Origin of the sequence: Cyclobacterium plantarum (assembly GCF_011290685.1) — a bacterium.
Taxonomy (GTDB): Bacteria; Bacteroidota; Bacteroidia; order Cytophagales; family Cyclobacteriaceae; genus Cyclobacterium; species Cyclobacterium plantarum.
Window position 1 is genome coordinate 1 of record NZ_JAANYN010000024.1, and the last position, 13,188, is coordinate 13,188.

The window sequence follows — 13,188 nt, forward strand, 5'->3', positions numbered from 1 at the left end:
AACCGCTTTTCCATAACTTTCTGCTTACGCTGTCAATATACCTGCTTTTTAGTTATTGAAAAAGTGCCTTGTTCAATAAAATTTTATTTATTATGTGCCTGATTCAATAAGAAAATTACCTTGAAAAGGGACAAATCAATTTTTTTTTAAGGTCTCATAAAATTATTTATGGACAATTTTTATGAATGGTAATTTTTAGTTGTATGCTTTAGCCGGAACATCATGTTTTTCCGGGGTTATTAACAATTGAATAATGGGTAAAAAATACAATTTTACTTTTCAAATTTTCATTAAATTCAACTAAACCATTGATAATCAGAACTAAATCATTTTAATAATATCCTTTAAAATATTACTTATAATATTAAATTAGTTAAATTTAAATTTCAAAATAAATAAATTATAAATTTACCCATATTTATTATAACTGGATTTTTAACCATTATTTTTATAGATATCTTTAAGTGCTGCTTTTTTAATTGATCAATTCGAGCAGTTCATACTTAAATTGTACTCACTCATAAAATGAAAGGAGGTATCAATATGGTATAATTCAATTATTTTACTTCTGGATGCAAATTTTAGCAAACAGCGCAATAAAATTTAAATTAGAATAATTCCTTAGGAGTTAAATTTTAAGCTTATTGGTTATAAAAATTTACAAAAATTAAATTTAAATGATGTTTAAAGGTAGAATATTTCTACTGGTTTTAATGTTTTTATCACTGCTCGATGTTTATGGGCAACAAAGGACAATAACCGGTACAGTCACAGATGAAGCAGGGGAACCCATTCCTTCTGTTTTGGTATTAATAAAAGGTTCAACAGTGGGAACTACCACCGATTTGGACGGTTCCTATGAAATTGCGGTAAGTGGAAAAGCCACTTTGATTTTCAATATGATAGGCTTTCAGGGGAAAGAGATCAGCACGGAAGGAACAAATGAGATCAGTGTAACTTTGCAAGAGGATAGCATGGATTTGAATGAGGTGGTAGTAGTAGGTTTTAGTGAAGTGGAGAGGCAACATTTGGCATCTTCAGTGGAGGAGTTGGATATGGACTTGATAAAAAGTCGCCCCATTTTTAAATTGGAAGAAGCATTCAGTGGGACTATTCCCGGGGTAACCCTCATGCAGGGTACCAACCTTCCGGGAAGTGTACCAGGAACCATTTCCATCAGGGGCATCAGTACTTTACAAAACGCTTCTCCGCTGGTCATTATTGACGGAATGGAGCAGTCCCTGACGGATATTGACCCAAATCAGGTGAAAAACATTACGGTTTTAAAAGATGCCGCATCAGCGGCATTATATGGTTCCAGGGGAGCTAATGGGGTGATTATTATCGAAACGGAAAGGGGAACTACCGGCCAATTCAGAGTCAATTTGCACTCTTGGGCGGCTTTGCATAACCCCATTGATTTGCCTGATTTTGTGGGTTCAGCAGATTATATGCGGCTGAATAATGAAGCAAGGGGGCATCAGGGGCAATCCTTGTTGTTTTCTGAAGAAGATATTTCAGCCGCAGAAAGCGGAAATTATACCAATACCGACTGGCTGGGTGCAGTGATGCAGAGACAGTCCTATTCGAATAATACATCTGCCAGCATCTCAGGTGGAGGAGGAGTAGGTACCTTTAACCTGATGCTGGGATATCTTGATGAAAATGGCATGAATCAACTTGAAGGTTCACAGAAATTTTCAGCCCGGTTCAATACCAATATCAACATAGCTGATAAATTTGTGCTTCAGGCAGATTTTTATGCCCACCGCTTACAAGTCGATCGGCTCAATGCCAACACAAATGGACATGGATTGTATCAGCAAGCCTGGAGGATGAATCCTACTCAACCTATTTTTTATGATTCAGAACTTGAGAACAATTATATACTTCATAACAATATCAATCCCCTGGCATCTATTAACCATGGAGGATCCTGGAATGCATTACATGATAGAAGTACTATTAATCTTAGACCGAAGTATTTTATCAATGATAAGTTGAGTTTAGAAGGCAATGTTTCCTACCTGATCAATAAGTCCGCTGAAAAATACAAAAGGTTAACCCATAAATTTTTCGATGGAGATGGAAAACCGGTTGAGATATGGGGAAATTCTGTTGGCGCCTCACAAGGCGTAAGTCAAAGCCAAATAACAGCCAGGGCCATGATCAATTATGAGAATGATTTGCGAAATGGGCAGGACAAGATTTACCTGCTGGGAGGTACTGAAATCATGAATAATACCTATACCGATTACCGGGAGTTTTCGAAATCTTCCTTTTTTGCAAAGGTAAATTATTCGTTTGACAACAGGTATTTACTAGAAGGGACCGCCAGGGCAGATGGTAGCAGTAAGTTTGCACCCGGTAACAGATGGGGATTTTTCCCCTCCGGTGCCTTTGCCTGGAACATCCACAATGAGTCCTTCATGAGTGGCCTGGTCAGTTCAGGTGCCATCAACAATTTAAAATTCAGGGCTTCTTTTGGTCTGATTGGAAATGAAAATGTTGCGCCATACCTATGGCAGGAAGTGGTAAATACCTGGGGATGGACCATGCGTGTACCAAATCCCGATTTCAGCTGGGAGAAGCAAAGACAATCCAATTTTGGTATTGATCTGACTACACTGAACAACAAATTGAACCTTACTGCCGAGTATTACCATAAGTATTCTTATGATCTCATTTATTCGGATTTTCCAGTGCCCCCATTGACCGGTTCCTATTACCTTACCTCCTCTGTTAATATAGGCGAAGTGGAGAACAAAGGGTTTGAGTTTTCTGCCAATTACGCAGACAGGGTAGGAGAAGTAAATTACAGTATAGGCGGCATGTTATTCGATAACCAAAACCGTGTATTAAAAGCGGGATACAGCAGGTCAGACACACTGATTTTTAAAAACAATCAGGATATGATCTGGTACGAGGGAATTGCAATAGATAACTACTTTGGTTATGAAAGTGATGGTTATTTCCAAACCTGGGAAGAGGTAGATGGAATGGAAGCAAAATTGCCCAATACTTATCCCGGAGATATTCGGTATGTGGATCAGAATGGAGACGGGGTCATCAATGACGAAGACAAAATAAACCTGGGTGATCCCTTTCCACACATGAATTATTCGGTAAATTTTAACCTTAGTTTCAGGCGTTGGGATTTTAGTTTCCTTGGACAGGGAGTAGGTAAAAGATTGGGAAGACTTAACGGATTGGAAGGTTACCCCGTCCTGATGGATGGTGTGAACAATAACCTTGGCGCACCCAGAGAGTATTACATGGAGAACCGCTGGACACCTGAGACACCAAACAGCAGGTTTCCCAGAGTTTGGACAGGGACAAGCCCGAATGCTGTCCTGAGCGATGTATGGTTAAGCAATGCTGCTTTTTTCCGTGTCAAGATGCTTCAAGTAGGGTATACGATTCCAAGAATCGGAAATAACATAAAAAGCGTAAGGCTTTATTTCAATGCTCAGGATGCCATCACCATTACCAAATGGGAAGGATTGGAACCGGAGCGAGATGGAGGAAATGGAAGTTATCCCCGAATGGGAACATTTAGTTTAGGGGTTAAAGCCACTATAAATTAATAAAGGATATCATGAAAAAATTATTGATCATAATATTTATTGCAGGAACCAGCCTAACAAGCTGTGTGGAGTTGTTGGATAAAACGGATCCTACGGCAACATCCTTTGTGGAATTTTTTAATGATGAGGAAGACCTGAGGCGTGTGGTTTACAGTAGTTACCTGGATGTTTTTACCAATCCGGGAGTACACCAAACCCTGTTTTACATGCAAGAAGGTAAATCTGACAACGCTTACAGTAGGGTCGATGGCCACCACCATCAACGCATTGCAAATGGAAATATCAATAGTACCACCCAGGCATTTTTGTACTATTATGAATTGCAAATGAAGCACCTGGGAAGGCTGAATACCTTTGTTGCCAATGCTGATATCCCCTATGTGGAAGACGAGTCTGTAAGAACAAAGTATAAGAGTATCCTGGAAGCATTAAGAGTATGGCATTATTTTAGGTTGACATTCAGGTGGGGTGACGTACCTTTCCATTTGGAACCTGCTGATTTGGTAGACGCCAGACAGCCTATAACGCCAAAGGATGAAATTCTCAACCAATTGTTTCCCCTTGCTGAGGATATCGCTGCAAGATTGCCGGCTGATGAATACACCTCAGATAAGTACATGTTCAATCGCTACTCCTTCAAAGCAATGACCATGCGGTTTGCCTTGTACAATGAACGGTATGAGCTTGCGGCAAGACTGGCTAAGGAAATTATGGATAGCAATAAATATGAGCTTTATCCGGATTATGGGGATTTATTCCAATATGAGGGAGCGTCCACCAACAATGAAGTGATTGTTCATTTTGACCGGCAAAGCCATGGAAACCGTGCCACCAACTCCTTTAGGGACCTGGGTCCACACTACCGTACAGGAAATGGCCAATCTTATGTAGTACCTTTGAAATCACTGGTAGATGCTTATTGGACCTTACAGGGAAGGCCAATTGCAAATTGCCCATTGCATACCATGGAAGAATATGAGTTGAACCCAAATCTCAATAGAGATCCCCGATATGAACAGAGTATTATGGGGCAGGGAGATGATTTCTATGGAGAACCAATAGACATTTATAATTCCAATAATCCCATGTATTTTGAAAATCAAAGAGCCAGTAAATCCGGCTACTGGTTTAAAAAATATGTTTCTGAAGCAGATGCTTTCCGTTCAGGAGGCAATTTTGATTTTGGACTACTTCGGTATGCAGAAGTCTTACTAACCTATGCGGAAGCAAAGATCATGATGAATGATATTGATGATTTGGCCCTGGAATCCATAAATTTGGTCAGGGAGAGAGCCGGTCTGGACATGACAGTAGCTGATGTGACAGGCCCGGAATATGCCAACTTTAGTCAGGAAGACTGGATTCAATTGATCAGAAATGAAAGAAGAGTGGAATTTGCCGGTGAAGGACTTCGTTATGATGATATCATCCGTTGGGAAATTGCAGATGAGGTTTTAAATCAGCCTGCATTGGGACATACCCGAATGGTGGATGGGGAGGTTGTTTCCCTGAAAATCGAAGACCGATCTTTTCAGCCACATAACTACAGGTGGCCCTTTCACGAAAACAGCTTGCGTGTGGAACCTGGTCTGGAGCAAAACCCGGGCTACTGATCTGCCTAAGCAGTGGATATATTGGTAGCAATTCCGGTTCAACGGGTTTTTCTGAACAATGCCTATTGAATTAACCTGCTACTGCTCCAAACAACCTGGTTTATCATAAGGTTGCTTGCTTGTCAAGCAACCTTATTTTTTTCCAGCCCTTTTCAGGAAATTATAATGAGATTTCAAGGCTGAAGCAAAGCTCCTGTTTTCATGATAGGGCAGCCCATACTCAAGAGCTGTTTCTTTTACTATTCCCGATAGCTCCGGGTAGTGAATGTGGCAAATTTTTGGAAAAAGATGGTGTTCTACCTGTAGATTCAGGCCACCGCATAAGAAGGTGGCCAAACGGCTTTTCCTGGCAAAATTGGCTGTAGTTCTCATTTGGTGTTCTGCCCAGGCATTTTCAATGTTTTCGGCTTCACCCGGGTTGGGGAATTCCGTTTGTTCCACCAGGTGAGCCAATTGGAAGACCAATCCCAAAACCAAACCCTCGGCAAAGTTCAATGCCAGAAAACCTATTATAAACTGCCACCAGGTAATGTCCATGACAATTAATGGCAAAATAATAAACAAGGTATAGTAGAGTAGTTTAAAAAAGAACAGGTTGAAATATTCGATTTTTGGATGTTTGTTCTCATGTTTCCCGATCCGCTTCTGAAAGAATTTCTTGTAATCTTTCCGGAAAAACCAGGATATGGATGCCAATGCATAAAGAAAGAAAGCATAGATGTGTTGAAACCGGTGTATGGGATAGTGCTTTTCCTCCGGAGAAACTCTGACAATTCCAGGGGCTACCTCCAGATCTCCATCATGCCCCACGATATTGGTATAGGTATGGTGTATCTTATTGTGCGTTATTTTCCAAACATATACATTGGCACCAATGATATTGAATAGAAACCCCAGAGAAGAATTGACCCATGGCCTGGAGGAATAGGAACCGTGCAAGGCATCATGGCAAATATTGAAGCCGATGAAAGCCATGTTCATGCCCAAAGCAATGGCCAGCAAGAGAGAAACCCAGGAAGGAAACACTTCCAATAAAATAATGAGGTATAAGGTTACAAAGGAAAGGAGGTAAGTGACGGTTTTTAGCACCATCGATCGATTGGCACGTTTCGAAACCCCATTTGTTTCGAAGTACTGGTCCACCCTTTCCCGGACTGTTGCAAAAAAACCTGAATTATTTTTATCTATGAATTTGAGAGTTGATGACATGTTTAAGATTTAGTATCTTTTTTTAATTATTTGCGAATTTTATATTACCAAAACAAAAATTTTTGGTAAATAATTTAATAAAATTGAAAATGAAAGAAATTCATTAAAATTAGGAGCTTGTAAAAGGAAAACAAAAATACATTGAATTGAGTAAAAGCACGAGAAAGTATATGTATGAGTGATTTAAGTGAGGCATATGTTAGTTTAATTCCACTTTTACATTCACTCATAATTTCCTGGAATTTAACCTTATTATTGGATTTTTGTTGCCTGCAAAGCTACTCTTTTCTACTGTAGAGGGATTGGATTTGAGCTGTTTGTTTTTCTGCCAGGCCAATTAAATCTATATCCAACTCCTTTTTGTTTACCTCAATTACCTGATTTTTCATGGTTTCCGGCAGGTTTTCAAATCCATGATAAGCACCCAATATGGCACCTGCCACAGCTGCGGTGGTATCATTGTCCCTACCAAAATTGACCAAAAAAACCAGGGTATCCAGAAATTCAAAATCGCTGAACAACATAGCGGTCAGGACTTGCAAATGGATCTCACCCGCATGAAATGGCATGTCCTGTAATTGCTCATCCAGTAGCTCGAAAGCCTTCATTATGGCCGCTTTTGAGGGTTCATCCTGACCAGCTAATTCGTTTTCCATGATCGAACTGCCTTTCGCTTCTTCAACGATCGAAAGAGCAGTTTGCAGAATGCGGTAGCTGCTTCTTCCCACCAACCGGCTTTTGAAATAGCTTTCAGGGTCTACCATTCGCAGTACATCCAGCATATTTTCCGGTTTTCCGGCTGCTGTCATGCCTGCTGCTGTCATGCCTGCGGATAAGGCACTGATATCCTTGGCGTAGCCCAAATCAAACAAGCTTAGGTTAAAGGCTTGTTCATAGGCTTTTTCGGGCTGCCCCGGATATAAAAGACCCAGGGCCGGAGAATAAAGTAAACCTGCACAAACCATTTCTCCCCCGTAAAATTTTCCCAATGCTTTTTGGTAGCCCATCAGGTTATTGTCCAGCAGTGGTTGAGATACCTTGTACCATTCCTGCAGCCAAAGCACTCTCAAATTGGCATATTCCAATGCTTCGGTTTCTTCGGGTTGAAGGGTTCTAAAATCCTCAAAATACATTTCGTACTCCTCAAGGATATGTTCTGAAAACTGAAGCGGGTCAAGTTCCAGGTCATTTTGTTTTTCCATATACTCAAAGGTCAGCTTTTTCCATCGGGTATCGTCGGTGGTTCCTCCGGCAGGTAAATTTACCTTCCAGATGCCTTCAGGGGAAACTTCCCTGACCATATTATCCAGTTGGGTAACCCATCCATATTCTCTGTTGATGTCATCCCTGCCCCACATCTCTGTGGGCGCACCCATGGCATCCCCAATCGCACTGCCAATGAGCATTCCCTTTACCTTGTCCTCCAATTCAGCAGGGCTAAGACTTAAAGTTGGTGCTGGCTCATTGGTCAATCCGCGCTTTTCCTGAGGCCGGTTATCAGAACCGCAAGAACTGATCCATGATAGCAAAAACAACAAAATAAGGGCTTTAAAATTGTTCATTGAGGAGAAGATCAATAGCGTAATGGCTTAGTTTTTCCTTTTCTGGCAGGGTTAGCGATAAGGGAAGTTGGGCCAGTCCAAATAGGCGGCGCAGCATTTCCACTCCCGTATATTGGGCGAGCCATTTGGTGTTCAGTGGATAGGAATTACGTGTTTTTTCTAACAGAGTGTCTGGTACCCGGGACAGATTCAGGTGTGCCAGCATCACGCCCAGATCAAACTCAGGATCACCCATGAATGCGAATTCGGTGTCGATCACTTTCATTCCTTCTGAAGTGTGCAACCAGCTTCCGGGATAGAAATCGCCATGAATCAGGTGTTTTCCCTTGCTAAGATACCTTTCCCCAAGTAAATTGATTTGATGGAGCAACTTCTTGTTGTTTTTTACTATTTCAGAAAGATCCTGCAGACCCGGCTGGATTTGGTCCAGATCAAATCCATTGTCTTTCTGAAACGGCAGGACAAAAATGTGCTGGTGGTTTAGTTTTCTCATGGCCATATTTTCAGGAAAAGCGTCAATGGGTAAATGATGCAGGGCTTTCAGGTATTGCAGCAAATCTTCCAACTGATGATTTTGCAAAATTTCCGGATGTTGGTATATATCCAGGAAATCCTTTGCCTTTTTCAAGTGGGCCAATGCCAATAACCAATGGGAAGGGTCAAAACCCAGCACTTTCGGAGAAAAGGAATCAAGGAGCTTATCCGCGGCAAGGGCCTGGTAGAAGGTAAATTCTATGCCCGTTCTTTCCCGGGGTGCTGGCACCTGCGGATACTTGACCACATGGTCCCTGGACTGCTTCAACACAAACGATCTTTTTTCTGTTTTAATGGTTAAAGTAACGTTCATGTTTCCTTCTCCGGCCTTTTCACTACTGATCACCATCTCATCCGGATGAAGCATTCCAATTTTTCGTAAATGGTCAATTTGTACCTGGTCAAGAGGGGTTTGTAGTAACATAATTTATAGGACGAATGAAAAGCATGGGTATGAGAAATCAAAAATAGAAACCAAAATTGAATCCTGTGTGGTTTTATTAAAATAAAATCCCCTTTTCCTGTTCATTCCTAGTGCTAACTGTTTTATTTTTGAACCATGAGTAAAAATACAACGGATTTGAGTGCCCTGTTAGTGCAATTGGCCGGAGAGCTGGATGGTGAGTTGCATTTTGATAGTTTAATGAAAACCCTGTACGCCACAGATGCTTCTGTCTACCGTTCCCTTCCTTTGGCGGTGGCCTTGCCTAAAGATACAGCTGATATTCAAAAATTGATTCGGTTTGCCACTGAAAATGCTACCTCACTGATCCCCCGCACGGCCGGGACCTCTCTGGCCGGACAATGTGTAGGAGAAGGCATTGTGGTGGATGTTTCCAAGTATCTGAACAAGGTAATTGAATTCAACAAAAATGAGGGTTGGATCCGGGTGCAGCCGGGAGTGGTCCGAAACGAACTCAACAATTACCTCAAGGATCATGGTTATTTCTTTAGCCCCATTACCAGTACCGCCACCCGTGCCATGATCGGGGGGATGGTGGGCAACAACAGTTGTGGTACCACTTCTATCGTCTATGGAAGTACCAGGGAACATGTAATGGAATTGAAAGTTTTGCTCAGCGATGGGTCGGAGGTCATGTTTCATCCCATGAGTCCGGCAGATTTTGAGTTAAAATGCAAGCAGGATGACAAGGAAGGAGAACTCTACAGACATATCCGGAATGAACTCAGTAATCCGGAAATACAAAATAACATCAGGGAGCATTTTCCAAAAGCCAGCATACACCGTAGAAATACAGGATATGCAGTAGACTATCTGCTGGAATCCCAACTGTTTTCAGCCGTTGACACTCCATTTGATTTTTGCAAGTTGCTTTGCGGATCTGAAGGTACACTTGCCATCACCACGGAAATCAAAATTCACCTGGACCCCTTGCCAGACCCCTGCGATATTGTGGTTGCCGCTCATTTTGAAAGCATACATGAAAGCATGAAAGCCGCGCAGGTGGCCATGAAGCACACACCTACGGCAGTGGAATTGATGGACAAAATCATTCTGGATTGCACCAAGGAGAATGTGGAGCAAAGCAAAAACAGGGATTTTGTTGAAGGGGATCCAAAGGCCATTCTGATGGTAGAATTCAGGGGCAAAACAATTGCTGAAGCCAGGGAGCAGGGACTGGTATTTGTGAATTCGCTAAAAGATGCCGGACTGGGATATGCCTATCCGGTAATCGGTCCGGAACGGACAAGCAGCGCCTGGGAGCTTAGAAGTGCTGGTTTGGGCCTGCTGGCCAATATACCGGGCGATAAGAAAGCCGTGGCCTGTATTGAGGATACGGCGGTAGATATTCACGATCTGGCAAATTATATTGATGAATTTGCCGAAATAATGAAGGGGTTCGGGCAGGAGCCGGTGTATTATGCACATGCTGGGGCGGGCGAGATTCACCTCAGGCCTATCCTGGATCTCAAAACGGCCAAAGACGTTGAAGAGTTTTATCAAATCAGTGAAGCCAGTGCAAGACTGGTCAAGAAATACCAGGGCTCCCTTAGTGGGGAACATGGTGACGGAAGGGTGAGGGCTGCCTTTATTCCCATGATGGTAGGCCAGGACAATTATGAGCTGTTCAAAAGGCTGAAAGGTACCTGGGATCCCAAAGGGATTTTTAATCCGGGAAAAATTGTGGATGCCCCGCCTATGAATACTTCCTTGCGGTACGAACCTGATATGGCTACGCCTGAACATGAAACCAAATTTGATTTCAGTCATGTAGGTGGGATCCTGCGCATGGCGGAGAAATGCAACGGTTCCGGAGACTGCCGGAAATTGCCCAATTCAGGCGGTGGCACCATGTGTCCCAGCTTTCAGGCCACCCGATATGAAAAGGACACGACCCGTGGCCGGGCCAATACCCTTCGGGAGTTTTTGACCAACAGCAATAAGTCTAATCCTTTTGATCATCCTGAAATTAAAGAGGTGATGGACCTGTGCCTTTCCTGTAAAGGCTGCACTTCTGAGTGCCCTTCCAATGTTGACATGGCCACCCTGAAAGCAGAATTCCAATACCAGTACCACAAATCCAATGGAGTACCGCTGAGATCCAGGGCCTTTGCCTATATCAATAAATTGAACGGTTTGGGAAGCCTGGTTCCGGGAATCTCCAATTTTTTCCTGTCTAACGGGACCACCGGAGCAGGATTGAAAAAGATATTACATGTAGCTCCTGAGCGAAACCTTCCAGCCATCAGCAAGCAATCTTTGAGGCAATGGTATAAGAAGGAGTATACCCGGTTGCAAGGAAAAGATATCATCAAAACAGTCTACTTTTTTTGTGATGAATTTACCAACCACAATGATACGGCCACTGGAATCAAAGCCATCAAACTGCTCAGGCATTTGGGCTATGACGTGAAAATGGTAGACCATGCCGAAAGTGGGAGGGGAGCCATTTCTAAAGGCCTGCTAGACTATGCCCAGAAAGCAGCCGAAAAGAACGTGCGGGTTTTTTCAAAGCTGGTGGATGCAGAACATCCGTTATTGGGATTGGAGCCATCTGCCATACTTAGTTTCAGGGATGAATACCCAAGATTGGTAGGCAAAGATTTAAGGGAAAAGGCAAAATCCCTGAAGTTTCACTGCGAAATGATAGATGAATTTCTGGCCAAGGAATTTATTGCCGGTAATATTGATAGCCAGGCTTTTACCACTGAAAAGAAACAAGTCAGGCTTCACGGGCATTGCCACCAAAAGGCACTTTCCTCCGTCAATTATTCCAAAAAAATACTGGAACTGCCCCAAAATTTCAAAGTAAAGGTAATTCCCTCCGGTTGTTGCGGTATGGCAGGCTCATTTGGGTATGAAAAAGAGCATTACACGTTGAGCATGCAGATAGGGGAAATGGTTTTGTTTCCAGCGGTAAGGGATGCGGAGGAAGATACGCTAATTGCCGCCCCGGGCACCAGTTGCCGCCATCAAATCGCCGATGGTACCGGTAGAATGGCCCAGCATCCTGTGGAGATCTTATTTGACGCATTGAAGTGATAATTTTCCTTGATTTAAAGGTAAAATATAATAGTTTGGGTTTATTTAGAAATACCATTCCAACTATCCGGCTTTGTAGGTGTAAAGTCATCGGTTAATGTAAAATTTAAGGAATTTTCTTTTTCAGGGAAGAGATTTTATGCCTTCTCAATTGACAGGCAATCGTCCCAAATTCGAATGCTGGTTCAAATTATTATTGATTTTGCTTATTATTTAATTTAAACACTTTGAAAAATTTTATTTTACCAATATTTTAAAGTTGGATTTTTGTATTATGCTTCCTTAAAAAAGCTACTTATTGTCTTGTTGTTTCATTTTCACAAATTGAGACATTCCCTTTTTGCTTAGGGATGTTTAAATCGACTCATTTGTAAATGAGTGCCAACTTCCAATTTTGATTTGTAGGCAATCACTTTTTGAAAACGCTATTAATTAAGGGATCAAATGAAAAGAATTTTATGGATAATTTTTTTCCTGGCAACGGGTACACAATTTATTTTTGCTCAAGTTGGGATTGGCACAGAAAATCCCCATGCCTCTGCCGCTTTGGAAATTCAATCCACCGAAATGGGATTGCTTATTCCACGGTTAATCGAAGTTCAACGAAACAGATTGCCTAATCCGGCAACGGGTTTATTGATATTTCAAACGGATAAGGAATCTGGATTCTATTATTTTGATGGGGAATCCTGGGTAATGTTAAAAGCAGGAGAATATGTGAGTCCCGATTGGGATGCCAACGCCGGTGCTGCTGCCATTTTGAACAAGCCGGATTTGGCTGCCATTGCCCTTTCCGGGCAATTTGGAGATTTGGAAAATGTTCCGGATTATTTGACTGTGGAAGACACGGCTTCCATGTTATTACCTTACGTAACTCTGGCTAAAATAACTTCTTTACTTAAAGATAGGGCAGCTCTTGATGATTTAACTGAAGAAACAGAGGAAAGAAAGACAGCAGACCTCAGTTTAACAACTGCACTGGAAACTGAAACGGCAGAGAGAATGTATGAAGACGCCAGCCTGGTAACTGCCCTGGCCAATGAAACTTCTGAAAGAATCTCCAATGACACGAACCTGGAAACCGCCGTTGCCAACGAAACTGCCCGTGCCCAGGCCGCAGAAGCCGAAAAAGAAGTCCTGGCCAATAAGTCCATAGACATTACCACCGACGGAGAGTC

General features: G+C 42.2%; 6 protein-coding genes and 1 pseudogene. 4 read left to right on the plus strand and 3 right to left on the minus strand.

What is annotated here, in order from left to right:
* The first annotated feature begins 677 nt into the window (after nt 1–677).
* Both G9Q97_RS24560 and G9Q97_RS24565 read left to right on the plus strand, forming a co-directional pair.
* Nucleotides 678–3,587 carry a SusC/RagA family TonB-linked outer membrane protein gene (locus tag G9Q97_RS24560; RefSeq protein ID WP_246255861.1) on the plus strand — a complete coding sequence of 970 codons (2,910 nt, stop codon included), beginning with the start codon at nt 678–680 and terminating at the stop codon, nt 3,585–3,587.
* Nucleotides 3,588–3,598: 11 nt separating this feature from the next.
* Nucleotides 3,599–5,200, plus strand: coding sequence for a RagB/SusD family nutrient uptake outer membrane protein (locus G9Q97_RS24565; protein WP_166151916.1), 1,602 nt, complete (start codon nt 3,599–3,601; stop codon nt 5,198–5,200).
* Between the two features lie 132 nt (nt 5,201–5,332).
* Here G9Q97_RS24565 and G9Q97_RS24570 read toward each other — a convergent pair whose 3' ends face one another.
* The 3 genes from G9Q97_RS24570 to G9Q97_RS24580 all read right to left on the minus strand — a co-directional run bounded on the left by G9Q97_RS24570 (nt 5,333) and on the right by G9Q97_RS24580 (nt 8,929).
* On the minus strand, nt 5,333–6,409 hold the full coding sequence (locus tag G9Q97_RS24570; RefSeq protein WP_166151918.1) for a fatty acid desaturase family protein: 1,077 nt from the start codon (nt 6,407–6,409) through the stop codon (nt 5,333–5,335).
* A gap of 278 nt (nt 6,410–6,687) precedes the next feature.
* Nucleotides 6,688–7,971, minus strand: a complete 1,284-nt coding sequence (locus G9Q97_RS24575; protein ID WP_166151920.1) for an ADP-ribosylglycohydrolase family protein — start codon at nt 7,969–7,971, stop codon at nt 6,688–6,690.
* Nucleotides 7,958–8,929: a phosphotransferase gene (locus G9Q97_RS24580; protein WP_166151922.1), complete on the minus strand. Its 972-nt coding sequence runs from the start codon at nt 8,927–8,929 to the stop codon at nt 7,958–7,960. The genes G9Q97_RS24575 and G9Q97_RS24580 overlap by 14 nt, the downstream gene beginning before the upstream one ends.
* A gap of 135 nt (nt 8,930–9,064) precedes the next feature.
* Here G9Q97_RS24580 and G9Q97_RS24585 point away from each other — a divergent pair, with 135 nt between their 5' ends.
* Both G9Q97_RS24585 and G9Q97_RS24590 read left to right on the plus strand, forming a co-directional pair.
* Nucleotides 9,065–12,010, plus strand: a complete 2,946-nt coding sequence (locus tag G9Q97_RS24585; RefSeq protein WP_166151924.1) for an FAD-binding and (Fe-S)-binding domain-containing protein — start codon at nt 9,065–9,067, stop codon at nt 12,008–12,010.
* Nucleotides 12,011–12,454: 444 nt separating this feature from the next.
* Nucleotides 12,455–13,188 (plus strand): annotated as a pseudogene (locus tag G9Q97_RS24590) (hypothetical protein); the annotation flags it as partial.